The sequence below is a fragment of the Oceanicoccus sagamiensis genome (assembly GCF_002117105.1).
In the GTDB taxonomy this organism is placed as follows: Bacteria; Pseudomonadota; Gammaproteobacteria; order Pseudomonadales; family Dasaniaceae; genus Oceanicoccus; species Oceanicoccus sagamiensis.
This window is the reverse complement of sequence record NZ_CP019343.1, coordinates 809,449-833,656: the sequence shown is the minus strand read 5'-3', so window position 1 is coordinate 833,656 and position 24,208 is coordinate 809,449. Positions and strand designations below refer to the sequence as shown.

Genomic DNA, 24,208 nt, shown 5'->3' with positions numbered 1-24,208 from the left:
TGTAGGGTGGATTATAATCCACCAAACCCGGCCAAGAGCCGTCATAATCGGTGGATTATAATCCACCCTACAAAATTTGTCCTGAACAGCAAAGCGTGCAGGCGGGTATGTCGATAGGTTTAGTGCGATAGCATTTCTTTGGCATGGGCCAGCGATTGATCGGTAATCGCAATGCCGCCCAGCATCCGGGCAATTTCCTCAATCTTCTTTTTATCGCTAAGTTCTTCCAGTTGGGTACTAACACTTTTCTTACTCGCCGTTTTGCTGGCATAAAGGTGCTGGTGACCTTTGGAGGCAACCTGGGGTTGATGAGTTACACAAAGTACCTGCCCACGTTCGCCCAATTCCTGCAATAAATTACCCACCACCTCTGCGACAGCGCCACCAATACCTACATCCACTTCATCAAACACCAGAGTAGGGATTGCGCTGGTTTTAGCGGTAATAACCTGAATTGCCAGGCTGATTCTTGATAGCTCACCACCGGAGGCGATTTTGGAAAGGGCGGCGGGCTGCTGGCCCGGGTTGGTGCTGACCAAAAAGGCAATATCTTCATTGCCGTTGGCATGGGGGCTGTTATCCGCCCGTGGGGCCAGATCGATACTAAAGCTACAGTTAGCCATGGCCAACTGCTCAAGCTGGGCCTCTACTTGCTTTTGTAATTTTTTGGCGGCGGTTTTACGCTTTTTGCTAATTTTGGTCGCAAGGGCTTGGTACTGTTGCTCCGTCTCTGTCAGCTGTTGTTGCAGTTGCTCAATTTCTTCATCGCTACCGGCAATACTAGTCAGTTCGGCTTGCAGGCCCTGATGAAGTTCGGGCAATTGCGCCGGTTGTATATGGTGTTTACGGGCAATGTCATAGATGGTGCTAAGGCGGTTTTCTACCGCGTGTAAACGCTCCGGGTCCAGCTCAAAGCTGTCCAGATGATGTTGTAATTCGCTATTGGCTTCTTCGGCTTGAATTAATGCGCTGCTCAGCAGTTGTGAGGCTTCATCAAGTGATTGGCTTTTAACGGGAATCTCACCCAGCGAGCGCAGGGCCTGATTTAAAATACTCACAACATTAAGTTCACCCTCACTGCAAAGGGCGATGGTGTGCTGGCAGGCCTGCTGGATTTGCTCGCCATTGGCCAGTTGTTTTTGTTCTTGTTCCAGATTTTCCAGTTCGCCGTCGATTAATTCAAGCTTATCCAGTTCATCCACTTGGTAGCCTAATAACTGTGCCCGGGCGCTTTGTTCGCTGCGGTTGCTTTCCAGAGTGGTGAGCCGCTGCTGTGCCTGTTGAAACTGTTTGGCAATGGCCTTTAGCTTGGTGGTGTTATCACCCAAGCCTGCAAATTCATCTAGCAGGCGGCGTTGCTGGTCTTTTTTAAGCAGTGATTGATGGGCGTGTTGGCTGTGGATATCAATGAGCATTTCGCCCAGAGATTTGAGGTCTTGCAGAGTGACAGGACGGCCATTGATATAGCCGCGGGAGCGGCCCTCTTTGGTAATAACCCGACGCAGCAGGCAGTCGCTACCATCTAACAGGTCGTGTTCTTGTAGCCATTGCTTTGCATCTTTAATCGCGGAAATATCAAACAGGGCATGGATATCGGCGCGTTCGGTGCCGCTGCGGACTACCCCAGCGTCGGCTCTATCGCCAAGAGCCAAGCCCAGCGCGTCCAGCATAATGGATTTACCGGCCCCGGTTTCGCCGGTAATGACGGTCATGCCCCGGTTAAATTCCATTTCAAGTTCCGCGGCAATGGCAAAGTTATTAACGCTGAGATCGACTAACATGGCTGATTTCCATAATCTGTTTATTTATACAGTATTATGGTTGTATATACAGTGGTTTGTCCAGTGTCTTTTTCAGTATGTTATTCCTGCGCAGGTACGTTGCTACCGGTGACAACCGCCTAAAATAAGGTCAGGCACCATGTAACGTCAGCCTGTAAAGCCCATAGAGGTTTTTGGCTCAGTAAAGGCCGAACGCAGGGTGGATTAAAATCCACCAAACTCAGTCAGGGGCCGTCATAACCGGTGGATTATAATCCACCCTACTAAACTGTTTGGTCCGTGCAGTAATACGTGCAGGCGGGAACAGCAGCCTGCGCGAAAACGTCCCGGGTTTAGGTGCCAGCATATTTCCCTTGATTGGCCTGCACATCTTTATCCTTATGCCATATCTGGCGAGGGGCATAGCCTTCCTTACGTAGCATATGCTCGGTATAGACAATACGATCAGGGTCGATACGCAATAGCTGGCCCGGCGGCAGGCGATCAAAATCCCGGCCCATCTCAAAGTTGGAGGCGGGGTATTTGAAGACTTTCATCCCTTCTTCCCATTCCGGTGTACCCGGATCGAGTAGCGTGCCTTTACCAAAAAACTGTGCCCCCATTACGCAGGCCCAGCCAGCCATGGGGTTGGCCACCGCAAAAGAAATTCTGGGGTCACGTTTAATCGCTTTCACTTTGGGGCTATTGGGCTGGGGAAAAATATACAGGGCGAGGTGGTGAGCATAGAATTCCACCGGGCTCACAATCGGGCTGCCGTCTTTTCTAACGGTGCCCATATAACCAATATTGGTGAGCGTGCTGATACGCTCAATTTTGGCTTCCAGTTGCTGTTTACTTAATAGTGTGGTGGGCCAGGGGGTTTCTTCCAGCCAGGGGTGTGCAATGCTCATGATGATACTCCCGATCTTCGCTTGTTATTATCAAATTGATGGCTTGGATTGTCGCATGATTGTCTGGGGATAGAGTCTCACTTTTAACTTCTTTACATAGCTGTTCAGCGGCAGCGAATATCGGCTAGAATCCCCCTTATAAAAATATAACAGGGGCGGGTATGACCGCAGATATCGTAACGGAAAGAGCACAGCTGTTGCTTAAGACTTTGGTCGAGCGTTATATTCGTGACGGCCAGCCGGTGGGCTCACGCAGTTTGTTAGATGACTCTGGCCTGCCGGTAAGTCCGGCTACTGTTCGCAATGTGATGTCCGATCTTGAAGAGCGTGGGTTGATCACGTCTCCCCATACCTCAGCAGGAAGAATACCCACCACACAGGGCTACCGTTTATTTGTCGATAGTCTGATTACCATGCAGCCGATTACCGATCAGGCTATTCACAATCTGGAGTTGGAGCTGGATCCTGATAAAAGCCCCACGGAGCTGGTTCAGACCGCCTCGCAATTGCTGTCTTCAATCACTTCTCAGGCAGGCCTGGTCACGGTACCCAAGCCAGAAAAACAAGCCCTGCGGCAGGTAGAGTTTTTACCCCTGTCAGGTAATCGCGTGTTGGTGATTTTGGTGATCAATGAGCGTGAAGTACAAAATCGGGTAGTGCATACGGCCCGTGAATACAGCGAGATAGAATTACAGCAGGCTACCCTGATTGTTAACCAGCGCTATGCCGGTAAGGGGTTAGCGGAGATTCGCCGCGGTGTCGTAGCGGCCATGCAGCAGGATAAAGACTCTATCGATAGCTATATGCAAACTACTCTGGACCTTGCCAGCAAAGCCTTTGAGCAAGAAGACGAAGGCTCGGATACCGAGTATGTGGTTGCCGGAGAAAGTCAGTTGGTCAGCGCCACCTCCGCGGAGGATATGGAGCGTCTTCAGGAGCTATTTGCTGCCTTCGAACAAAAGAAAGATATCCTCGATTTGGTGGACCGCAGTCTGCAAGCTGAGGGAGTGCAAATCTTTATCGGCGAGGAGGCGGGCTACGATATGATGGGCGGATTTAGCTTGATTACCGCCCCTTACCAGACCGGTGGCGACAATCTTGGGATGCTAGGCGTTATCGGCCCTACACGTATGGCCTACGAGCAGGTTATCCCAATGGTGGATATCACCGCCCAAATCCTTAGCCTGGCGCTGAAAAAGTCCTGATTATCCTTCGTATTTATTAATTTAAGTCATTGAATTATAAGTAAAATTCAATTCTGTATGATCTCCTTCATTATTGCCCTTGAATTGCCTTTTGATGCCCCCATATAGCAGGTCAGTTAACGTGTTTGGCCAGAGAGTAAAAACCGGAGAAAGCCGTGTCCAACGAAGAAACCACAAACCCAGAAATTGACACTGAGAATACTGAGCAGCCTGCTGAGGGTGTTATAGAAGAGGCGCAAGTCACAGAGGAAGCCGTAGAAGGTGCCGCAGAAGAGGGTCCAAGCCAGGAAGCCGTGATTGAAGCTTTGCAGGAAGAGCTGGCGAAAACTAAAGATGACGCCCTGAGAACCATGGCGGAAGCCCAAAATATCAAACGTCGCGCAGAAGGTGAGATTGATAAAGCCCGTAAGTTCGCACTGGAGAAGTTTGCCTCAGAATTGCTGGGTGTAGCGGATAATCTGGAGCGCGCTTTAGATGCCGCTGATAAGGATAATGAAGCCGTTAAGCCATTGGCTGAGGGTGTAGAGCTAACCCAGAAGACGCTGGTCGATACTCTGGGAAAATTTAACGTGAAGCAGCTGGACCCCGTTGGCGAGCCCTTCGATCCGCAGTTTCACCAAGCCATGTCGATGGTAGAGAACCCCGATGTCGAACCTAACACGGTCACACTGGTGATGCAGAAGGGCTATACCCTGAATGAGCGCCTATTGCGCCCAGCTATGGTGATGGTATCCAAAGCAGCAGCCGGTTCGGTAGACGAAAACGCGTAATTCGCGCAGCTATTGGCTAAAGAGAAACACATATCAGTCGTGTGGACTTGAAATGATCAAATTCGCACCAATATAGAGAAGCATCAACAGCATTCATTGAAATTAAAGTTCTGGCATAACTCGCCAGTTGAAAATTGGAGAAAGAGCAATGGGTAAAATCATCGGTATCGATTTAGGCACCACTAATTCATGTGTTGCAGTACTGGACGGCGACACTAGCAAGATTATTGAGAATGCCGAAGGCGATCGCACCACACCTTCAATCATTGGTTATACCGATGATGGTGAAATTCTGGTTGGCCAGAGCGCCAAGCGCCAAGCTGTTACCAACCCAACTAACACCTTGTTTGCGGTTAAGCGTTTAATCGGCCGTAAATTTAAAGACGATGTTGTACAAAAAGATATCTCTATGGTGCCTTACACGATTTCAGCTGCCGACAATGGCGACGCCTGGGTTGAAGCCCGTGGTGAGAAAATGGCACCACCTCAAGTGTCTGCTGAAATCTTAATGAAGATGAAAAAGACCGCCGAAGAATATCTTGGTGAGCCAGTAACCGAAGCGGTTGTTACTGTTCCTGCTTACTTTAATGATTCACAGCGTCAGGCAACTAAAGACGCCGGTAAGATTGCCGGTCTTGAAGTTAAGCGTATTATCAATGAGCCAACAGCTGCGGCACTTGCCTACGGTATGGACAAAGCCAAAGGCGACCACACTATCGCAGTATACGATTTAGGTGGTGGTACGTTTGATATCTCTGTGATTGAAATTGCCGAAGTCGATGGCGAGCACCAGTTTGAAGTACTGTCTACCAACGGTGATACATTCCTTGGTGGTGAAGATTTCGATATGCGCTTAATTGAGTATTTGGCGGAAGAGTTCCAGAAAGAAAACAATATGGATCTTAAAGGTGATCCTCTGGCCATGCAGCGTTTAAAAGAAGCTGCTGAAAAAGCCAAAATCGAATTGTCTTCTTCACAGCAAACGGAAGTTAACTTGCCATACATCACTGCTGACGGTTCTGGTCCTAAGCACTTGGTTGTGAAAATGACCCGTGCCAAGTTGGAATCTTTGGTTGAAGATCTGGTCGCCAAATCTTTAGAGCCATTAAAACTTGCGCTTAAAGATGCTGATCTTTCTACCAGCGAAATCGACGATGTGATTTTGGTGGGTGGTCAGACGCGTATGCCTTTGGTACAAGCCAAGGTTGCTGAGTTCTTTGGTAAAGAGCCACGTAAAGATGTTAACCCTGATGAAGCGGTTGCCATGGGTGCAGCGATTCAAGGGGGTGTACTAAGTGGTGACGTTAAAGACGTATTGCTATTAGACGTTACACCTCTAACTCTGGGTATCGAAACCATGGGCGGTGTTGCCACTGCACTGATTGAGAAAAACACTACGATTCCTACTAAGAAGTCGCAGATTTTCTCAACCGCTGAAGACAACCAGTCCGCGGTAACGATTCATGTTGTTCAGGGTGAGCGTAAGCAAGCTTCTGGTAACAAATCACTGGGGCGTTTTGACCTGGCCGATATTCCACCGGCGGCTCGTGGTATGCCACAAATTGAAGTTACCTTTGATTTGGATGCCAACGGTATTTTGCATGTAGGTGCAAAAGATAAGGCCACAGGTAAAGAGCAGTCTATCCGTATTACCGCGTCTTCCGGTTTGTCTGATGATGAAATCGATCAAATGGTACAGGATGCTGAAGCTAACGCTGAAGCCGATAAGCAGTTTGAAGAGTTAGTCACTGCCCGTAACACCTTGGAAGGCTTAATCAACGCCACTAAGAAAACTTTAGAAGAAGCCGGTGATAAAGCTTCTGATGAAGAGAAAGCTGCCATTGAAGCTGCGGTTAAAGAAGCAGAAGAAGCGGTGGTTGGCGACGACAAAGCAGCAATGGAAGCGGCAACGCAAAAACTGACTGAAGCTTCTGGCCCTCTGGCTCAAAAGATGTATGAAGAGCAGGCGGCTCAAGCTCAAGCTGAAGGTGGCGCGGACGCAGGTGCTGATGCCCAGCAAGACGACGGTGCTGCAGGCGATGATGTTGTTGATGCCGAGTTTGAAGAAGTTAAAGAAGACAACAAGTAAGCTGCCGTCATTCCCGCGAAAGCGGGAATCCAGATTCCTGTCGAAGCCTGCCCTTGAGGGCATGTGTCGGGGGCGGGAATGACGATAACCACACGCGGGACTAGTTCCCGCGTTTGTGTTTAAAAAATTTAGTCATACCAATACTAACGAAGTCATCATTTATGTCCAAGCGTGATTATTACGAAATCCTCGGTGTAGACCGGGATTCATCAGAAAAAGATATCAAAAAAGCCTATCGTCGTGTGGCGATGAAGTTTCACCCTGATCGCAATCCGGACGACAAAGAAGCGGAAGAGAAATTTAAAGAAGCCTCTGAAGCCTATGAAGTGTTGTCCGATGCCCAGAAGCGCAGTGCCTATGACCAGTATGGCCATGATGCGGTAAGTGGCAATGCCGGCGCCGGCGGTTTTGGTGGCGCTGGAGCGGGTAACTTTAGTGATATTTTTGGTGATGTGTTTGGCGATATGTTTGGCGGCGGAGGTGGCGGTGGCCGCAGTCGTGGCCCGGCTCGCGGTAGTGACTTACGCTACAATCTGGATATAGATCTAGAAGAGGCTGTAAAGGGTACCGAAGTCAAAATTCGTGTACCGACCTTGGTCGCCTGTGAACCCTGTGATGGTTCCGGTGCCAAGAAAGGTAGCTCGCCAGTGACGTGTACCACCTGTGGTGGTGTGGGTCAGGTACGTATGCAGCAGGGCTTTTTCTCGGTACAGCAAACCTGTCCTAATTGTCGCGGCAAGGGCAAGATGATTTCAGACCCTTGTAGCAGTTGTCATGGTCAGGGCTTGATTGAAGAAACCAAAACCCTGTCAGTTAAAGTACCGCCAGGCGTTGATACCGGTGATCGTATTCGCTTAACCGGTGAAGGTGAAGCTGGCCCTGATGGTGGCCCTCCTGGTGATTTATTTGTACAGATGAATGTTCGCGAGCACAAAATTTTTGAACGTGATGGCAAACATCTTTACTGTGAAGTGCCCATCAGTATTATCGATGCGGCGATGGGCGGTGAGCTTGAAGTGCCGACATTGGATGGCCGGGTTAAATTAAAAATCCCTGCAGAAACGCAAACCGGTAAATTATTCCGTTTGCGTGGTAAGGGTGTAACACCGGTGCGAGGTGGTTCTACCGGTGATTTATTATGTCGTGTAACGCTGGAAACCCCGGTTAACCTCACCAAGCATCAAAAGGAATTATTTAAACAGCTTCAGGAATCTTTTGAAAAAGAAGGTAATCAGTCACCCCGTAAAAACTCATGGTTTGAGGGTGTAAAAAACTTTTTTGACGATATGAAAATATAAACCCCGTCATTCCCGCGAGAGTGGGAATCCAGTGGAGGCTTACGGTGGATTTTAATCCACCCTACTTAGAGATCATTATGACTATAAAAATTGCTGTTACCGGTGCCGCAGGTCGAATGGGAAAAACCCTGATTGAAGCGATTGACCAAAATGCCAATGCAACATTAACTGCCGCTATCGAATGGTCAGAAAGCCCTGCCATTGGTGCTGATGCGGGTGAGTTGGCGGGTCTTGGAAAAAACGGTGTGATCATTGTTGGTGATGTGAATGCCGTTATCAATGATTTTGATGTGTTGGTAGATTTTACGACGCCAGCTTCAACGGTGGCGAATGCTAAGGCTTGCTCCGCTGCGGGTAAAAAAATGATTATTGGTACTACAGGTTGTACCGATGAAGATAAAACCCTGATTGCGGATGCAGCTAATCAGTCAGCGATTTGTATGGCGACTAACTTTAGTACCGGCGTTAATCTCTGCTTTAAATTGGCGAAAGAAGCGGCGGCTATTTTAGGTGATGATTACGATGTGGAAATTGTTGAAGCCCACCACCGCCATAAAGTCGATGCCCCATCCGGTACGGCCTTAAGTTTAGGCGAAGCGGTTGCCGAAGGGCATGAGCGCAATTTTAAAGAGGTTGCCGTATTATCCCGTGAAGGTCAGGTCGGTCCAAGAACCGATAATGAAATTGGTTTTGCGACCATTCGTGGTGGTGATGTGGTCGGTGATCATACCGTTATGTATATGGCTGACGGCGAACGTATTGAAATTGGCCATAAAGCCAGTTCCAGAATGAGCTTTGGTCGCGGTGCTATTCGCGCGGCGGTTTGGGTGGCTGCCCAGGATAAGGGGCTATTTGATATGCAGGATGTATTGGGTTTTAAATAATACCCGGGACATTAACAAAGGCCGCATATTAGCGGCCTTTTTTGTGGGCGCTTAGCCGGTAAATAGCCCGCTGGGTTTGGCTCCTTTCGGCGGCACCGGGTCAAATTTTCCTGCGTCGGCATAAGCTTGCAAAAACGCCGCTCTTTTAGAGAGGTGTGATAAATAGCTACTAAAGGCCTCGTCTTCACACATGCCATACATTTTCCCCCACATCACACAGTGTCCCATCACAATATCGGCGGCGGTAAAGGTATTGCCGCAAATAAAATCGTGGGCCTGTAATCGCTTGATCAGTTGCGGTTCTACTTCCGTTTGAAACTTATGTCGGTAACGTTGTGCTGTCTGCTGATCTTTTTCGTCGGGGCCTAATACATGTTCATGCACCCGAATTTGCCAAAGCATCATGTCAATAGGGCTGGCAGCAAACATTAGCATTTGGTGGTAGTCGGCCCGTTCACTAGAAAATTGTGCGGTTGGAGTCAGATTTTTTTCCGGAAAAGCCTCTGCGAGAAAGCTAACCATAGCGCTACTTTCTAACATATGTTTTTTATCGCCATTGGCAAACGTGATTTCCAGTGCAGGCACAGAATGGTTGGGATTTATTTGCATATACTCCGGGGTGTACTGTTCACCTTCATAGAGTGAGACGACTTCTTCTTCAAAGTTATCCCCTACGGTTTCATAGAGCGCCCATTTCACCCTTGAGCTACGGGTGGCTGGGTAGTGATACAGTTTTATCTTTTTAAAATCCATCGTTGTCTCCTGGTTGTCAATCTCGCAGCAGCGCATAGCTGCCCGAGGCAAATCGTAGGGTGGATTATAATCCACCGATTATGACTGGCTCTTGGCTGGGTTTGGTGGATTGTAATCCACCCTACAGGGTCCAGCGTTTTTTTAATCAAGTATTAGATTCTCTGCCATAAAACGCATAAAAGTTTTTACCCGTTCGCTATTACGCAGATCTCGATGGGTTAGCATCCAGAGTTTATAGTCGGCGATAATTTCCCCGTCGAACATTTCTACCAGCCCTCTATATTTTGCGGCTTCATGGCTGGACATAAAACCGACCCCAATCCCGCTATGGATGGCGCTCACCACATCTGGCATATGGGGGGTGCTAAATACAATACGTGCATTGGGATAGTTATCCTTTAGCCAGTTGGTCGAGGGAATACCGCTGGGCATATGCCATTTAATCCAGTCATAATTATCGGGGCTGCTGTTTTTGGGTAGCTGCTTAAGGTAATGCTTGCTGGCATAAGCTTTGGCCTTGATGGTGCCCAGGCAGCGTCCAACCAGCAGGTCGGGTGGTTGTTTTGAGATACGAAAAACAATATCCACTTCCTGTTGCGCCACATTCAGGGCCTGCATGGTGCTCTGTATTTCCAGAGTAATGTCAGGGTGTTGGCGTTTAAATTCTGCGTACAGTGGGTAGATATTGAGTATGCCTATTTCTGGCTGCGAAATACGCAGTTTGCCCTGGGTAACATCGTGCTGGCCTTTGGCCTGTGAGATCACCCGGTCGATATCTATTTCAATATGCTGGCCCTCTGCAAACAGCTTTTCTCCGGCTGCGGTTAGCTCATAGCCCCGTTGGAGTTTTTTAAACAGCTTGCTGCCAAGGATGGTTTCAAATTGTTCGATGCGCCTTAGCACGGTGGAATGGCTAACTGCCAATTCCCGGGAGGCGCCGGACACTGTGCCTTGCCTGGCTACTGCCAGAAAATAGCGTAAGTTTTCCCAATCTCTCAAGAGCTTTCTCCACAAAATGATAATGCACAGTGGTACATCTATTGGCTGTCGTCAATGTTCATAAATAGACAGTTGTTGTTGATATATGTGCAATTTACGACTGATCTATTGAGACATAGAATAGCCCCACATTCAATAAGTAAGGGCCTGATAAGCAGGTCAATCAGGAGAGCGTTATGAAAAAGTTGATGGGTCAGTTAATCGTTATTGGTGCCGTATTGATGTCCACTATGATGGCAAATATAGCTCTTGCTGGCGAGCCGTCTGCCGATCAGGCGAAGGAGCACAATCTGGTTATCTACCGCGGAGTAGACCGCTCGGCCATGAGTTACCGCATTATGGTTGATGGTATTCGGGTGGGTAAGTTGTCAAAAGATGCCGTCATTGGGCTGCACCTGCCAGCGGGTGAGCATGTGATTTCTGCTACCGATGCCAAGCGCACAGAGTTAATGGTTGTCGTTGCCGAAGGTGCTGTGACTTATGTTAGTGGCGAAGTGGATAAGCGTCATCGCTTGTCACTGGACACAGTTGAGCCAGATAAAGGTGCTGTCGCTGCAATGGCTCCTGCTATGGCAACGATTAATTAAGTGCTGGTTTACAGCCATAAAAAAACCGCCAGCTGGCGGTTTTTTTATGGCTGCTTGATTCGTGGGCAATCAAGCTTTGATATCTATTTGTCGACCTAGCTGGTCATCAGGGTCAGGCTGCTGTTGGGCTTCCGGTTGCTGGTTGGCAGCGGCATCTTCCTGTGGGGCTTCTGTTCGCTGTACAGGTTCCTGGTCAACGGTGATCTCGGCCTGTTCTTGCTGCGGTGGCGGTGGTGCCTGCTGTGCAGGTGGCGGTGTGGGCTGAGCCGGGGTGCTGCTAACTGCGTCTACCATAATAACCTCTACTTCAGGGTGTCCTGTTTCTGCCTGTGATATAAGCTCGAAGTATAGGCTTTTTGGTTAAAAAGTACACGATTTTTTGCGATCTGGGTCACAATTCGGCGCTGTGATAGACGTTTTGTACATCGTCCAAATCGTTGAGCATCGCCAGAAAGGTATCCATCAGGGCAATATCATCACCGGCCAGAGGTGCCGTATTTTGTGGAATAAACTGGATTTCATCGACATCAAAGTCAACACCTTCAATAGCCTCAATCAGGGCCTGTTTGGCTTTGAAGTAGTCAGTATGGGGAGCGAATACCGTGATTTTACCGCTTTCGCATTCAATATCCGACACATCTACATCGGCCATCATTAGGGCTTCAAGGGCGCCTTCTTCATCGTCGCCATCGAACACAAAGATAGCGCTGTGGTCGAACATATGGCTCACACTACCTTGGGTACCGATTTTGGTTTTGGTTTTGGTAAAGCACTGGCGCACATCGCCAAAGGTGCGGTTGGGGTTGTCGGTCAGGCAATCCACAATCACCATGCAGCCACCGGGGCCAAAGCCTTCGTAGCGAGCCGGGGAAAAATCTTCACCGCCGCCGCCTTTGGCTTTTTCGATGGCTTTTTCAATCACATGGGAAGGTACCTGGTCTTTTTTGGCGCGATCAATCAGGCCGCGCAGGGCCAGGTTACCATCGGGTTCTACGCCGCCAGCTTTGGCGCATACATAGATTTCGCGGCCGTAACGGCTATAGACCTTGGCTTTGGCGTCGGAGGTCTTGGCCATTGACTCTTTACGGTTTTGGTAGGCTCTGCCCATGGTGATCTTCCATTGTTTAATCGAATAAGAAATACAATAAGGCGCAAATTCTACAGATAAGCCTTATCATAGAAAACCTTTAGTCCTGTCAATAGTGAAGATTTTGATGAATACCAAATTGTATAAGCAAGTATATGCCCTGGCGGGTGAAATGATGGATGCAGCAGAGAGTGACAATGATGCGTTGTTTGATCGCCTGTACCAGCAATTAAAAACCCTGTGTGAAGAGCATGAAGGCGATACGGTAAAAAACCATCCGGTGCAGTGGGAGACCTTGGCAGATTTTACCGGGGATTGTGCCGAGGCGTTGCTGATTTACCAAAAGGCTCTGGCTTATGCCGAGGCTATAGATGCCTACGACTATATCGTTTCTATCAACTATGCGATGGCCTTACTATTATTTGAAGAGGCAGATTTCCCTGACGAGCATCGTTTGGAAAAAGCGCTGGCAGCAGCGCAGGTGGCGGACAGCCTGGCGGATAAGGTTAACGACGAAGAATTACAACGGGAAATAAAAAACCTGCTGGCGGCGTTGAGTCAGTAACAAGCTACTCGTATTTGATGGCGACTCGACCAATGATTTCCAGATCGCCATCCACTGCCATCACCAGTGGCGGTAAGATTTCTTCTGGATCAATCAGGTTGATTGCACCCAGCACGGTGGTATAAATTTTCAGCGCCTTTTCGCCCGTTGTTTTATCTCGGCACATCACTTCTTTGTTGCTAAGGTCTTCGTTTTCTTCCAGAGGAATAATCACGGCGGTTTTTGGCCTGCTGTATTTATGCGAGGTAGCCGTATCCAGAATCACAGCAAAAGCCTTTTTGTCATTCACTTTAAAAGGGGATATGGGCTTCTTGATCAGATCAAAGCTGCTCGGGTCAGCAAGAAAATCGTCAATCTCGTCCCACTCGATAATCGGCGGGCTCATGGCGTAATAGCTGGGCTCTTCAGAAATCATACTTTGCAGCATTGGCCCACTCTCCAGTTGCAGCCACTCAATACGGACACCGGTAATCTTTGCAATAGTTAAGCAGTCAGCCAATGAAGCTGTTCGAGTGCCGGCCTCATAATTACTGAGGCGGTTTTGACTCCAGCCACCACACATCTCGCCCAATTCTTTTTGGGAGACTTTACGATCGAGGGTTTTGGCTAAGTGCAACCTTGCGGCTTTAATCCTTTTGGGCATTTCCATAATCGAAAATATAGCATAAAAAACACGGAGCGTGATTAAAATTAATATCACGAGTCGGGATTTTTTATTGATAAGCACACGCTTCGTGATATATTACGTTTTCGTCTATACAGGGAGGACGTGATGAACTTTATTGCCCGCTACAGGAAAGTTGCAGGTTTAAGTCAGAGACAGTTGGGCGCCATTTGCGGTGATTGGAGTCAGAGCCGCATTGGTATGTATGAACTTTGTGCAAGAACACCTGATATTGAGGATTGCAAAAAAATTGTAATGGCATTGCGTTCAGCGGGCGCCGATTGCTCCCTGGATGATGTATTCCCTGTCGACGAAAGTGCTGTTTAGGCACCTATTATTCATTAGCAAAAAGGGAACACTAAGGAGAGTATTATGCTGATCTTAACCAGATCTATTGGACAAAAAATCAGGATTGGTGAGCAGATATCGATAACCATGCTTGGCGTGCAGGGGATGCAGGTCAGGCTCGGTATTGAGGCGCCTAGAAATATCCAGGTACACCGTGAAGAGGTTTACCAGCGTATTGCCATCGAACGAGCAAGAAACGGCTTTGTTGATAAGGAGGACGCTATAGGAAACTGCTGAATAGGAAACTGCTAAATCCGCTTAAGCCAAGGCAGCGGTGCTTTAGTGAAGGGGTATCTCTTCGCTAAAGCCCGTTGCTTTTTTTATGCGCCGTTGTTTATCCGGCTTTTAATGCCAGTCGCTTTCTATGCAGAACTGGCTCGGTATAACCGTTGGGTTGCTCACAGCCTTTCAACACTAAATCACAGGCAGCTTCAAAAGCAATGGTGTCAAAACCGGGTGCCATAGTGATATAGGCCGGGTCAGCGGCATTTTGTAAATCAACGACGGAGGCCATACGCTTAAGGGTTTCTAAAACCTGTTCCTCTGAACAAATTCCATGGCGTAACCAATTAGCAATATGCTGGCTGGAAATTCGCAGTGTAGCGCGGTCTTCCATGAGGCCAACATTATTAATGTCAGGTACTTTTGAGCAGCCAACGCCCTGGTCAACCCAGCGCACCACATAACCCAAAATCCCCTGGCAGTTATTGTCCAATTCTTTTTGGATAGCCTCTGCGGTTAGGGTTTGTTCGCCTAATAATGGAATAGTGAGAATATCATCGACGCTGGCACGGGTGCGGGATTTTAATTCTTCCTGTTTAGTTTGCACATTAACCTGGTGGTAATGCAGTGCGTGTAAGGTGGCTGCGGTGGGGGAGGGAACCCAGGCAGTATTGGCACCGGCATTGGGGTGGCCAATCTTGGTCTCCATCATCTTGGTCATATTGTCAGGCTCAGGCCACATGCCTTTGCCGATTTGCGCTTTGCCCTGTAAACCGCAGGCCAAACCCAAATCAACATTTTGGTCTTCGTAGGCGCCAATCCATGTCATGGTTTTCAATGTGCCTTTGGGTGCAAAGGGGCCGGCTTCCATGCTGGTATGAATCTCATCGCCGGTGCGATCAAGAAAACCGGTATTGATAAATACCACCCGTTCGCTGGCGGCACGGATACATTCTTTTAAGTTAACCGAGGTGCGGCGCTCTTCATCCATAATGCCGACTTTTAAGGTATTGCGAGGTAGCTTAAGTGCGTCTTCGATACGTCCGAATAATTCATTGGTAAAGGCGACTTCTTCAGGGCCATGCATTTTAGGTTTTACAATATTAATGCTGTTGGCGGTAGAGTTTTTTAAGCTGCCTGTGCCCTTTAGATCATGGATGGCCGCCAGTGAAGTGACCATGCCGTCCATAATCCCTTCAGGGATTTCGTTGCCATCTTTGTCGAGAATGGCAGGGTTGGTCATCAAGTGGCCTACGTTGCGTACAAACAGCATACTGCGACCCTTTAATGCCAGTGTGCTGCCATCCGCTGCGGTATATTCTCTATCCGGGTTCATGGTGCGAACAATCGTTTTGCCGCCTTTTTCCAAGCTTTCTTTCAGATCACCTTTCATTAGACCCAGCCAGTTGCGATAGGCAATCGATTTATCTTCTGCATCGACAGCGGCTACGGAATCTTCACAATCCATAATCGTGGTCAGTGCGGCTTCCATTAAAATGTCTTTTACCCCGGCGCTATCATGTTTGCCGATATGGTGGCTGCGGTCGATTTGAATTTCGATATGTAGATTATTGTGCTTTAACAAAATGGCATCAGGGTTTTCAGCATCTCCCTGGTAGCCAATAAATTGTTTTGGGTCTGCCAGAGCGGTGGTGGTGCCATCAATCAGTTTGATCTGTAGTTGTGCATCAACCACGCTATAGTGAATCACCGAGTCGTGGGAGCTTGCTGCCAGTGGGCAGGCATTATCTAAAACTGTGCGGCCATAGGCGATAACTTTGTCGCCGCGTACCGGGTTATAGGCGCCGCCTTTTTCTGCGCCGTCGGCGTCTGAAATGACATCGGTGCCATAGAGTGCGTCATACAAACTGCCCCAGCGAGCATTGGCTGCATTAAGGGCAAAGCGGGCATTCATAATAGGCACAACCAATTGTGGGCCTGCCTGGGTGGCGATTTCCGGTTCAACACTGTCTGTGGTGATGTGAAAGTCTTCGCCTTCAGCCACCAAATAACCAATCTCTGTTAAAAACGCTTTGTAGGCGGCCGCATCACCGGCACCATTGGCTTGGTGCCACGTATCAATCTGTGCCTGTAACTGGTCTCGCCTGGTCAATAGGGCTTTATTCTTTGGGCCCAGATCCGTCAGTATTTGTTCAAGGGCAGTCCAGAATTGGTCGGGTTCAATACCGGTGCCGGGGGCAATCTCGTTATTAATAAGGTTGAATAGTTCGTCGGCGATTTGCAGGCCGCCCTGTTGGGTGCGCTGAGTCATAGGATTACCTTAAGAGAAGTTCTTCGGTGCAATACTTAATGATGGAGGATTTTACTGAGAGGTCAAAGATTTAGCGAATTTATCGTTTTCATATTGGGTATAAACTCAGTGAATAAAAGGCCTGCTGATAGCTCAGGCCTTGCTCTTCGCTACAATTCCCTGTGCTACATCAACAATCAGTCGCCTTAGCCAGGTGTGCCCTGGGTTATGGTGAAGCAGGGGGCTCCAAGCCATCTTTAATTCAATCGGCACAATAGGGAAGGGGGGCGGCTTTATCATCAGATTACCATGCCGGGTATGCAGTAGGGCCGCTTGTTTAGGTAGGGTGGCGATCAGGTCAGGTTGCTCAGCCAGCAGGGCTGCCACTTGGTAGTGACGGGTAAAAACACGGATATGCCGGGTTCTATCAATCTCAGCCAGAGCTTCATCAACCCAGCCCAGTCGCTGGGTATCAGTGGGGTTCATGCCGACACCCACGCCCATACCGGTTTTGCTGACCCAGATATGGTGCGCTTCCAAATAGGTGTCCAGCGTAAATTCGTCCTGGATTGGGTTGTCTGTGCTCATCAGGCAGGTGAAGTTATCCCGCCATACATTGACTTGGTGAAAAGACTGGGGCAGATAATCAAAGCGGTTAATCGCCATATCGACCTTACCTTTTTCAACATCCTGGAAGGTCACATCACTGGGGGTAAGGATATCCAGCCGGATATGGGGGGCGCTGTCACGAATTTCTTTTAGCAGGCCCGGTATCAGGGTCGATTCGGCATAATCACTGGCCATAATGCGAAATACCCGGTCACTCTCAGCGAGGTTAAATTCGGCTGAGGGCTGAACCGCTTTTTCGATATTGCTGAGAATTTCACGGACTTGAGGCTGTAATTCCTGGGCCCGTTCAGTGGGGCTCATACCCTGGCTGGTGCGAATGAGCAGTGGGTCATTAAATAAATCACGCAGCCGGCGTAGGCTATTGCTCATCGCCGGTTGAGTGATACCCAGTTGATCTGCGGCCTTGGTAACGTTCTGCTCGCGCAGTAAGACGTCCAGATAGACCAATAGATTCAAGTCGATACGAGATATATTCATCTGATAAATGCCGGTGGTAAAAGATATAACTTAGTATGATCTTGCTTGGATTGCTAGTCCCTGAACCAAGATTTTTATTAGGGGCGGCCGGTCTGACCTTGTCTGTGCATTATTTCGCAAATATGACGACTTTTACTGAATCGGACTGTTCAAAGGGGCATTTTTCAACTTACCTAAGAGATTAGGTTGTTAAAATCTTCGGTAGTCACCATTATTCGCCAGCGAAATGCTGACAATAAAAACTATAAATTTCCTAAATTTTGGTGCAGGCCTTAGACTTCACGCCATCAAGTCACAGCCCTGATTTTAGAGGATATACCATGTCAGATTACACCAACGATATCGCAGCGGTCACAAGCCTGTGCGAAAGCAATGGCAGCTCCTGGAATGCCATTAACCCTGAGTCTGTAGCCCGTATGCGTGCGCAGAACAAATTCAAAAACGGTTTGGATATTGCCAAGTATACTGCCGATATTATGCGTGCCGATATGGAGCGCTATGACAATGATACTTCTCAGTACACTCAGTCATTGGGTTGCTGGCACGGTTTTATCGGTCAACAGAAAATGATTTCTATCAAGAAGCATTTTGAAGGCAACACTGACCGTCGTTACTTGTACCTTTCTGGCTGGATGGTTGCGGCTTTGCGCAGCGAGTTCGGTCCTCTTCCTGATCAGTCTATGCATGAGAAGACATCGGTTGCCTCTTTGATCGGTGAGCTTTACACCTTCTTGCGTCAAGCCGATGCCCGTGAACTTGGCGGCTTGTTCCGTGAAGTGGATGCGGCCCGTGAAGCTGGCGATGCGGTTGCAGAAAAAGCAGCACAAAACAAAATTGATAACCACAGAACACACGTTGTCCCCATTATTGCTGATATCGATGCAGGTTTTGGTAACGCTGAAGCGACTTACCTGATGGCCAAGCAAATGATCGAAGCCGGTGCCTGCTGTATTCAAATTGAAAACCAGGTATCTGACGAGAAGCAGTGTGGTCACCAGGACGGTAAAGTTACCGTTCCTCATGAAGACTTCCTTGCCAAGATTCGCGCTGTTCGTTACGCCTTCCTTGAGCTGGGTGTAGATAACGGTGTTATCGTTGCTCGTACTGACTCTTTGGGTGCAGGCTTAACCAAGCAAATCGCGGTCACTAAAGAGCCAGGTGATTTGGGCGACCAGTACAATTCATTCCTTGATTGTGATGAGATCGACGCAGCCGACCTTGGCAATGGCGATGTTGTTATCAATCGTGGTGGCAAGCTATTACGTCCCAAGCGTTTGCCTTCTAATTTGTTCCAGTTCAAACAGGGTACCGGTGAAGCGCGTTGTATCTTAGACAGTGTGACGTCTCTACAAAACGGCGCTGACTTAATTTGGATCGAAACTGAAAAGCCACACGTACGCCAGATCGGTGCGATGATGGATGAGATCAAAAAGCAGGTTCCTGATGCCAAGCTGGTTTACAACAACAGCCCATCCTTTAACTGGACCTTAAACTTCCGTCAGCAGATCTTTGATGCCTGGACTGAAGAAGGTAAAGACGTTTCTGCCTACGATCGTGACAACCTGATGAGCGCCGATTACGACGACTCTGAGCTGTCAGCAGCAGCTGATGACAAGATCCGTACCTTCCAGGCTGATGCAGCCCGTGAAGCGGGTATCTTCCATCACTTGATCACTCTGCCTACTTACCACACTGCGGCCCTGTCTACTGACAATCTGGCTAAAGAGTACTTTGGTGACCAGGGTATGTTGGGTTACGTTAAAGGTGTACAGCGCAAGGAAATCCGTCAGGGTATTGCCTGTGTTAAGCACCAGAACATGGCCGGTTCGGACATGGGCGATGACCACAAAGAATACTTTGCTGGTGAAGCTGCACTAAAAGCTTCTGGTAAAGACAACACGATGAACCAGTTTGGCTAATCCTGTTGGCTCCAAGTTTTAATACCTTCCCGGTATTTCCAGGCGGCCATTGGCCGCCTTTTTTATTCATACTGTCCTGTGTGAACATTCACTACAAACACTAGGTGATTTATTATGACAATCTCAACCCCTGATCTTTGTGATGAGTTTGGCGATGCGGTCCAGGTTGCTGACCCGGTTTTTAAACACTACGGTGCTATCCGTCAATTTAGCGGTGAAGTGGTTACCGTTAAATGTTTTGAGGATAACTCCAAGATAGGCGAAATGCTGCGTGCTCCTGGTAAGGGGCGTATATTGGTGGTTGATGGCGGTGGTTCTCCGAGACGCTCCCTGTTGGGTGATAAGCTGGTAACCCTGGCGCTTGAAAATGACTGGTCTGGCATTGTGATCTATGGTTATATTCGCGACGTCGAAGAAATTGAAACTATGCAAATTGGTGTAGTAGCGTTAGGGACTATCCCCCGGAAAACCGAAAAGCGTGGTGTAGGGCAGGTTAACGTTACCATTGATGTGGCTGGTTTACAGGTTCATTCCGGTCAATATATCTACGCTGATCGCAGCGGAGTGATTGTTGCCGACAAATCATTGCTATAGGGCCAGGCCCGAATCAAACAAATAATGACTAAGGTTATTGCCTCAAGGTAGTAACTTCACCACTGGAAATATAATAGGTGCGATTATGATTAAAATGGGAATATTCCTCGGTTACTCCGGTAAGAAAGCATCGGTTCCTCTAGAGCTTATCAAGCAAGCGGAAGAGCTGGGTTTTGATTCGGTATGGACTTCAGAAGCTTATGGTTCTGATGCGGTAACTGTCGCTACCTGGATTCTGGCCAATACCGACAAGATCAAAGCCGGTACCTGTATTATGCAGATGCCAGCCAGAACACCAGCGATGGCAGCGATGACAGCCATGACCCTGAGCCAGTTATCCGATAATCGTTTTATTGTTGGCCTTGGTGCATCCGGTCCTCAGGTGGTTGAGGGTTGGCACGGTGTTCCTTATGGCAAGCCAATTACTCGCACCCGTGAGTATGTAAAAATCATGCGCAAAATTATGGCCCGTGAAGGACCGGTTGAATTTGATGGCAAGTTATATCAAATGCCCAATCACGGTGAAGGCACGACCGGTTTAGGTAAGCCATTGAAATCTATCTTGCAGGCTGAGCCTAATATTCCTATTTATAATGCCTCCATTACACCTACCGGCTTGGCTTGTGCGGCGGAAGTAGGTGATGGCGTATTCCCCATCTGGATGAACCCTGAGAAATTTGATGTGATTGGCCAGCACCTTGAAAAAGGTTTTGCTAAAGCGGGTAATGGTAAGTCATTAAAAGATTTTGATGTTGCACCGGGTGTTGCGGTTGTGATGGGTGATGATATTGATGCCTGTCGTCTGCCGGTTAAAATGAATATGGCTTTATATATTGGCGGTATGGGTGCCAAAGGCAAAAACTTTTACACCACATATGCCACCTCGTTAGGTTATGGCGAAGCAGCAGAAAAAATTCAGGATCTGTATTTAGCTGGTGATAAAGAAGCAGCGGTAGCTGCAGTACCTGATGCATTGGTTGATGAAGTGGCTTTGATTGGTACTGAGGCCATGATTCGTGAGCGTGCTGAGGCTTGGAAAGCTGCCGGTGAAAAAAATCAGGTGGGCACTATGATGATGCATATTAACCAGCCTGAAGTGATGCCGATTATTGCAGATATCTTTAAGTCATAAGGTTTATATGATTCCCGCTATGGCGGGAATGATTTTTAGCTAATGCTCAAAAAGGTTTTCATTATATGGGAATGAGCAGTGCCCTCGGTCTGGCCAAAGCCATACTCAATGGTTTTGATGCCTTCTTTGGTGACTTTCAAAATGTCACTTTGGGTGCTCAGGCTCGGTTTGAAAAAGCTGACTGGCAATTAGTGCATGCCGCCATGAGTCATCGGCTGGAAATGTATAAGAAAAAAGTCCGTGATGTAGCAGGTATGGCCGATGACATTGCGGGTCGTCCCTTGAATGATCGGGCTTTATGGCGGGATGCCAAAGCCGAGTACGCTATTCTGGTAGAAACTCATAGCAACTACGAAATAGCCCAAACCTTTTTTAATTCTGTCTACTGTTTTGTTTTTGCCCATGAAAAAGTCCGCGACGTGCATTCCTTTGTCGTCGTGCCTGATTTATTACCTCAGGGGCAAAGTGAAGCAATTATTTTTACTGAATATCCGGCCACCGATGATTTGTCATCGGGTGTGCGTTCTATTCTTCTCGACACTTGTTTTAATCTCCCCTTTGAAGACCTTGATCGAGATGTAGAGCGGGTTGTTGGTTTAATTGAAAAAATGCTGCGGCCACGCTTACAAAAAAATCAGCATATAAAAACCCAAGTATTAAATTCATTATTTTATCGTAATAAAGCAGCGTACCTTGTAGGCAGAATTGTAGCTGATGGAGAAATGCTGCCCTTTGTTTTTCCTATTCTGAATAATGAGCGGGGTGGGGTCTATGTAGATACCGTGCTATTTTCTCCCGATGATGTGAGTAAGTTGTTCAGTTTTACCCGTAGCTATTTTATGGTCGATGCTTCGGTACCTTCCCAGTATGTGGGTTTTTTGCAGAGCATTATGCCGCAGAAAAAATTATTTGAGTTATACAGCGCTATAGGTTTTGGCAAACATGCTAAAACCGTTTTTTATCGCAGCGCCGTCGCCCATACCGCACAAACTGAAGATCAGTATGTGGTTGCCCCTGGTATCAAGGGTATGGTGATGTTGGTATTTACGCTGCCTTCCTATGACTATGTGTATAAGGTCATTAAAGACCGTTTTACTCCCCCTAAAGATATGACTCGCCAGGAAGTGAAGGATAAGTACAAGTTGGTTAAGCGTTGGGACCGGGCTGGCCGGATGGCCGAGACTCAGGAATTTAACAATCTGGCGTTTGACCGACGGCGCTTTTCCGATGAGCTGTTGGCGGAGCTAAAAAAAGAAGCGCCTTCTTTAGTGGAAGAGAAAGGCAATGCCTTAATCCTTAACCATGTTTATGTTGAGCGCCGGATGACACCGTTGAACCTCTACCTCAAAGATGCCAGCGATGAAGAAATCTATAGCGTCATGGATGAGTACGGCAATGCCATCAAACAGTTGGCGGGGGCCAATATTTTCCCCGGCGATATGTTGCTCAAAAACTTTGGCGTGACACGACACGGTCGGGTAGTGTTTTATGACTATGATGAAATCTGCCCTTTAGTGGATTGCAATTTTAGAACGATTCCTATCCCCAGAACGGAAGAACAGGAAATGGCCAGTCAGCCCTGGTATGACGTTGGTCCGGCGGATGTTTTCCCTGAGGAGTTTAGGTTGTTTTTCTCGGGTAATCGCCGAGCTCGAGACGTGTTCGATGAGCTACACCCCGAACTTTATAGTGCGGAGTTCTGGACTAATTTACAAACGCAAATTCGCAACGGCAAGGTTGAGGATGTATTTCCTTACCGTCGCAGATACCGATTTAAGAGATAAGCTTGCCCTTCCTTATCGACGTCTTTTAACGGCAACCAACCCTAAAATACTTGACGTAAATAACCACAGGGCACCGGGTACAGGTACTGCTGTCACTGGTGTGGTGGCGGAAGCCGTAAATAACCAGTCACTGTATTGGATATTTTCACAGTCCGTGCCACCCAGGCAGTCACTGCCATGCATCAACCAGCCCCAGCCTGAAATACCATCGAAGCCCCGGTGGCCGTTACCGCTCTTATCACCAAAACGGAAAGAAGTACCGCTGGAGGCTTTGTCGGACAATTCGATAGTGCCGAGGTTGCTGCTGATACTGCCAAAATTGGCACCATTGGCATTCACAATCAGGTCATCCACACCCCCGTTCGCAGATGAGCTAATACCTACTTCATATTCAAAGTGGATAGTCCAGACAGCGGTGGTGCCGGCTACATAACTACTGCCGGCATCTTCGCCGCCAAAGGCTGTGCCATCGATAACTATCGTTGAGCCGTCGTAGCTCAGCGTCATGGCGGAGTCCTGATGATTAAAATCGAAGGTGTACTCTTCAGAACTATTGCCGCTAAGCAGGCCGTCTAATCGCAAGCCGTAGGCGGGTGGGTTTTCACTGCCATCAGGGTGGTTATAAAGATTGTAGCTGCCGACGGCTATGGCCTGAGCGTTTACGGACAGTACACAGCCAAGGATTGCAGCCAGAGGGAGGGCTGCTTTTTTCTCGAGGGTCATTGTTTAGCTCCTGGACGATCTTGTTATTGTTATGCAGCGTTATTTTTGTTGTTGTACGCTGTTATCAGCCTTATTAGATCAGCAGGCCGAACCTGATCTTAGCTGAAAGTCTATATTCTGATCAATCAATAAAAACGCTAATATAGGAAGCTAAGCTTATGTTTTTCTTGATTTTTTTTGAGGTATTACATGTAAGTCTATGAAAGAAAAGGCGATTTATAAGCATGGGGTTATTTATAGGCTGCTGACTAATCGTTGTTGTTCGATCGACTAAATACAGCAGCAGCCAGAAGTATTTGACGGTTGTATCGGCAGGCTTGTGATGAGTGAATTTAGTGGTTTTGAGCACCCTGTTATGGTGGACAGTAGGGCCGCTTTTGCGTACAATCGCCCGCCAAGTTATACCGGTGTTCAACAGCCCGGCATCCCCTTCCATATCAGTGCTTTTAGCCACTATGGCTGCCAGCCATGGAAATTAGACGGGGAAGAATATAAAGCGAGATGAGGCTGTACCTTCATCTCGCTTTTTTACGGCCTGCTGATAGCGATTTGCTGT

Annotated in this window: 24 protein-coding genes; 13 read left to right on the top strand and 11 right to left on the bottom strand. The window is 48.0% G+C overall.

Annotated elements, in window-relative coordinates; all coding sequences use genetic code 11:
• Nucleotides 1-119: 119 nt before the first annotated feature.
• Together recN and BST96_RS03700 are read right to left on the bottom strand one after the other, a co-directional pair.
• Entirely contained in the window at nt 120-1,781 is a 1,662-nt protein-coding gene (recN, locus tag BST96_RS03705; RefSeq protein ID WP_085757399.1) for a DNA repair protein RecN, read from the bottom strand.
• 332 nt (nt 1,782-2,113) lie between these two features.
• The gene (locus BST96_RS03700; protein ID WP_085757398.1) at nt 2,114-2,671 is read right to left on the bottom strand and encodes a pyridoxamine 5'-phosphate oxidase family protein; all 558 of its coding nucleotides are present in this window, start codon (nt 2,669-2,671) and stop codon (nt 2,114-2,116) included.
• Between the two features lie 161 nt (nt 2,672-2,832).
• Here BST96_RS03700 and hrcA point away from each other — a divergent pair, with 161 nt between their 5' ends.
• The 5 genes from hrcA (at nt 2,833) to dapB (ending at nt 8,917) form a co-directional block, all read left to right on the top strand.
• Complete coding sequence (hrcA, locus tag BST96_RS03695) at nt 2,833-3,876, top strand: heat-inducible transcriptional repressor HrcA (protein WP_085757397.1); 1,044 nt, start codon at nt 2,833-2,835, stop codon at nt 3,874-3,876.
• Nucleotides 3,877-4,031: 155 nt separating this feature from the next.
• Nucleotides 4,032-4,646: a nucleotide exchange factor GrpE gene (grpE, locus tag BST96_RS03690; protein WP_085757396.1), complete on the top strand. Its 615-nt coding sequence runs from the start codon at nt 4,032-4,034 to the stop codon at nt 4,644-4,646.
• Nucleotides 4,647-4,794: 148 nt separating this feature from the next.
• Nucleotides 4,795-6,735, top strand: a complete 1,941-nt coding sequence (gene dnaK, locus BST96_RS03685) for a molecular chaperone DnaK (protein WP_085757395.1) — start codon at nt 4,795-4,797, stop codon at nt 6,733-6,735.
• A gap of 161 nt (nt 6,736-6,896) precedes the next feature.
• Nucleotides 6,897-8,033, top strand: a complete 1,137-nt coding sequence (gene dnaJ, locus BST96_RS03680; RefSeq protein ID WP_085757394.1) for a molecular chaperone DnaJ — start codon at nt 6,897-6,899, stop codon at nt 8,031-8,033.
• A 77-nt stretch (nt 8,034-8,110) separates the two neighbouring features.
• Nucleotides 8,111-8,917 carry a 4-hydroxy-tetrahydrodipicolinate reductase gene (dapB, locus tag BST96_RS03675; RefSeq protein WP_085760467.1) on the top strand — a complete coding sequence of 269 codons (807 nt, stop codon included), beginning with the start codon at nt 8,111-8,113 and terminating at the stop codon, nt 8,915-8,917.
• Nucleotides 8,918-8,968: 51 nt separating this feature from the next.
• Here the strand turns inward: dapB and BST96_RS03670 are convergent, their stop codons facing one another.
• Complete coding sequence (locus tag BST96_RS03670; RefSeq protein ID WP_085757393.1) at nt 8,969-9,670, bottom strand: glutathione S-transferase family protein; 702 nt, start codon at nt 9,668-9,670, stop codon at nt 8,969-8,971.
• 141 nt (nt 9,671-9,811) lie between these two features.
• Entirely contained in the window at nt 9,812-10,669 is an 858-nt protein-coding gene (locus tag BST96_RS03665; protein ID WP_157117842.1) for a LysR family transcriptional regulator, read from the bottom strand.
• Between the two features lie 176 nt (nt 10,670-10,845).
• On the opposite strand from BST96_RS03665, the gene BST96_RS03660 reads away from it, so the two are divergent.
• Entirely contained in the window at nt 10,846-11,256 is a 411-nt protein-coding gene (locus tag BST96_RS03660) for a hypothetical protein (RefSeq protein ID WP_085757391.1), read from the top strand.
• 69 nt (nt 11,257-11,325) lie between these two features.
• Here the strand turns inward: BST96_RS03660 and BST96_RS03655 are convergent, their stop codons facing one another.
• Together BST96_RS03655 and BST96_RS03650 are read right to left on the bottom strand one after the other, a co-directional pair.
• Complete coding sequence (locus BST96_RS03655; RefSeq protein WP_085757390.1) at nt 11,326-11,550, bottom strand: hypothetical protein; 225 nt, start codon at nt 11,548-11,550, stop codon at nt 11,326-11,328.
• A 97-nt stretch (nt 11,551-11,647) separates the two neighbouring features.
• Nucleotides 11,648-12,364 carry a YebC/PmpR family DNA-binding transcriptional regulator gene (locus BST96_RS03650; protein ID WP_085757389.1) on the bottom strand — a complete coding sequence of 239 codons (717 nt, stop codon included), beginning with the start codon at nt 12,362-12,364 and terminating at the stop codon, nt 11,648-11,650.
• Between the two features lie 106 nt (nt 12,365-12,470).
• On the opposite strand from BST96_RS03650, the gene BST96_RS03645 reads away from it, so the two are divergent.
• The gene (locus BST96_RS03645) at nt 12,471-12,908 is read left to right on the top strand and encodes a hypothetical protein (RefSeq protein WP_206045392.1); all 438 of its coding nucleotides are present in this window, start codon (nt 12,471-12,473) and stop codon (nt 12,906-12,908) included.
• A 4-nt stretch (nt 12,909-12,912) separates the two neighbouring features.
• Here BST96_RS03645 and BST96_RS03640 read toward each other — a convergent pair whose 3' ends face one another.
• Nucleotides 12,913-13,551 (bottom strand): helix-turn-helix domain-containing protein, encoded by a 639-nt coding sequence (locus tag BST96_RS03640; RefSeq protein ID WP_169713900.1) that lies wholly within the window; start codon nt 13,549-13,551, stop codon nt 12,913-12,915.
• 129 nt (nt 13,552-13,680) lie between these two features.
• Here BST96_RS03640 and BST96_RS03635 point away from each other — a divergent pair, with 129 nt between their 5' ends.
• Nucleotides 13,681-13,899, top strand: coding sequence for a helix-turn-helix transcriptional regulator (locus BST96_RS03635; RefSeq protein ID WP_085757387.1), 219 nt, complete (start codon nt 13,681-13,683; stop codon nt 13,897-13,899).
• A 45-nt stretch (nt 13,900-13,944) separates the two neighbouring features.
• Nucleotides 13,945-14,157, top strand: a complete 213-nt coding sequence (csrA, locus tag BST96_RS03630) for a carbon storage regulator CsrA (RefSeq protein ID WP_085757386.1) — start codon at nt 13,945-13,947, stop codon at nt 14,155-14,157.
• A gap of 97 nt (nt 14,158-14,254) precedes the next feature.
• On the opposite strand, the gene BST96_RS03625 is transcribed toward csrA, so the two are convergent.
• A complete protein-coding gene (locus BST96_RS03625; RefSeq protein ID WP_085757385.1) occupies nt 14,255-16,414 on the bottom strand; it encodes a malate synthase G in 2,160 nt (719 codons plus the stop codon).
• Between the two features lie 132 nt (nt 16,415-16,546).
• Entirely contained in the window at nt 16,547-17,500 is a 954-nt protein-coding gene (locus tag BST96_RS03620) for a LysR family transcriptional regulator (RefSeq protein WP_085757384.1), read from the bottom strand.
• A gap of 320 nt (nt 17,501-17,820) precedes the next feature.
• Between BST96_RS03620 and BST96_RS03615 the strand changes: the two genes are divergently transcribed.
• From BST96_RS03615 to aceK, 4 genes are all read left to right on the top strand, one after another.
• Nucleotides 17,821-19,419 carry an isocitrate lyase gene (locus BST96_RS03615; RefSeq protein ID WP_085757383.1) on the top strand — a complete coding sequence of 533 codons (1,599 nt, stop codon included), beginning with the start codon at nt 17,821-17,823 and terminating at the stop codon, nt 19,417-19,419.
• A 114-nt stretch (nt 19,420-19,533) separates the two neighbouring features.
• On the top strand, nt 19,534-20,013 hold the full coding sequence (gene rraA / locus BST96_RS03610) for a ribonuclease E activity regulator RraA (protein WP_085757382.1): 480 nt from the start codon (nt 19,534-19,536) through the stop codon (nt 20,011-20,013).
• An 85-nt stretch (nt 20,014-20,098) separates the two neighbouring features.
• Nucleotides 20,099-21,145 (top strand): LLM class F420-dependent oxidoreductase, encoded by a 1,047-nt coding sequence (locus tag BST96_RS03605; RefSeq protein ID WP_240554886.1) that lies wholly within the window; start codon nt 20,099-20,101, stop codon nt 21,143-21,145.
• Nucleotides 21,146-21,210: 65 nt separating this feature from the next.
• Entirely contained in the window at nt 21,211-22,929 is a 1,719-nt protein-coding gene (gene aceK / locus BST96_RS03600; RefSeq protein WP_085757381.1) for a bifunctional isocitrate dehydrogenase kinase/phosphatase, read from the top strand.
• 12 nt (nt 22,930-22,941) lie between these two features.
• Here the strand turns inward: aceK and BST96_RS03595 are convergent, their stop codons facing one another.
• Nucleotides 22,942-23,652 carry a hypothetical protein gene (locus BST96_RS03595; protein ID WP_085757380.1) on the bottom strand — a complete coding sequence of 237 codons (711 nt, stop codon included), beginning with the start codon at nt 23,650-23,652 and terminating at the stop codon, nt 22,942-22,944.
• Between the two features lie 121 nt (nt 23,653-23,773).
• Nucleotides 23,774-24,106 carry a hypothetical protein gene (locus BST96_RS20655; RefSeq protein WP_157117839.1) on the bottom strand — a complete coding sequence of 111 codons (333 nt, stop codon included), beginning with the start codon at nt 24,104-24,106 and terminating at the stop codon, nt 23,774-23,776.
• Nucleotides 24,107-24,208: the final 102 nt, after the last annotated feature.

What these genes read in the sequence shown, in the direction of transcription:
- BST96_RS03640 (WP_169713900.1), bottom strand. Translation starts at nt 13,551, where the DNA reads ATGCCCAAAAGGATTAAAGCCGCAAGGTTGCACTTAGCCAAAACCCTC.
- dnaJ (WP_085757394.1), top strand. Translation starts at nt 6,897, where the DNA reads ATGTCCAAGCGTGATTATTACGAAATCCTCGGTGTAGACCGGGATTCA.
- hrcA (WP_085757397.1), top strand. Translation starts at nt 2,833, where the DNA reads ATGACCGCAGATATCGTAACGGAAAGAGCACAGCTGTTGCTTAAGACT.
- csrA (WP_085757386.1), top strand. Translation starts at nt 13,945, where the DNA reads ATGCTGATCTTAACCAGATCTATTGGACAAAAAATCAGGATTGGTGAG.
- rraA (WP_085757382.1), top strand. Translation starts at nt 19,534, where the DNA reads ATGACAATCTCAACCCCTGATCTTTGTGATGAGTTTGGCGATGCGGTC.
- BST96_RS03655 (WP_085757390.1), bottom strand. Translation starts at nt 11,550, where the DNA reads ATGGTAGACGCAGTTAGCAGCACCCCGGCTCAGCCCACACCGCCACCT.
- dapB (WP_085760467.1), top strand. Translation starts at nt 8,111, where the DNA reads ATGACTATAAAAATTGCTGTTACCGGTGCCGCAGGTCGAATGGGAAAA.
- BST96_RS03700 (WP_085757398.1), bottom strand. Translation starts at nt 2,671, where the DNA reads ATGAGCATTGCACACCCCTGGCTGGAAGAAACCCCCTGGCCCACCACA.
- BST96_RS03595 (WP_085757380.1), bottom strand. Translation starts at nt 23,652, where the DNA reads ATGACCCTCGAGAAAAAAGCAGCCCTCCCTCTGGCTGCAATCCTTGGC.
- BST96_RS03645 (WP_206045392.1), top strand. Translation starts at nt 12,471, where the DNA reads ATGAATACCAAATTGTATAAGCAAGTATATGCCCTGGCGGGTGAAATG.
- BST96_RS03605 (WP_240554886.1), top strand. Translation starts at nt 20,099, where the DNA reads ATGATTAAAATGGGAATATTCCTCGGTTACTCCGGTAAGAAAGCATCG.
- BST96_RS03670 (WP_085757393.1), bottom strand. Translation starts at nt 9,670, where the DNA reads ATGGATTTTAAAAAGATAAAACTGTATCACTACCCAGCCACCCGTAGC.
- BST96_RS03620 (WP_085757384.1), bottom strand. Translation starts at nt 17,500, where the DNA reads ATGAATATATCTCGTATCGACTTGAATCTATTGGTCTATCTGGACGTC.
- BST96_RS03615 (WP_085757383.1), top strand. Translation starts at nt 17,821, where the DNA reads ATGTCAGATTACACCAACGATATCGCAGCGGTCACAAGCCTGTGCGAA.
- BST96_RS03650 (WP_085757389.1), bottom strand. Translation starts at nt 12,364, where the DNA reads ATGGGCAGAGCCTACCAAAACCGTAAAGAGTCAATGGCCAAGACCTCC.
- BST96_RS03660 (WP_085757391.1), top strand. Translation starts at nt 10,846, where the DNA reads ATGAAAAAGTTGATGGGTCAGTTAATCGTTATTGGTGCCGTATTGATG.
- recN (WP_085757399.1), bottom strand. Translation starts at nt 1,781, where the DNA reads ATGTTAGTCGATCTCAGCGTTAATAACTTTGCCATTGCCGCGGAACTT.
- BST96_RS03625 (WP_085757385.1), bottom strand. Translation starts at nt 16,414, where the DNA reads ATGACTCAGCGCACCCAACAGGGCGGCCTGCAAATCGCCGACGAACTA.
- dnaK (WP_085757395.1), top strand. Translation starts at nt 4,795, where the DNA reads ATGGGTAAAATCATCGGTATCGATTTAGGCACCACTAATTCATGTGTT.
- aceK (WP_085757381.1), top strand. Translation starts at nt 21,211, where the DNA reads ATGGGAATGAGCAGTGCCCTCGGTCTGGCCAAAGCCATACTCAATGGT.
- BST96_RS03635 (WP_085757387.1), top strand. Translation starts at nt 13,681, where the DNA reads ATGAACTTTATTGCCCGCTACAGGAAAGTTGCAGGTTTAAGTCAGAGA.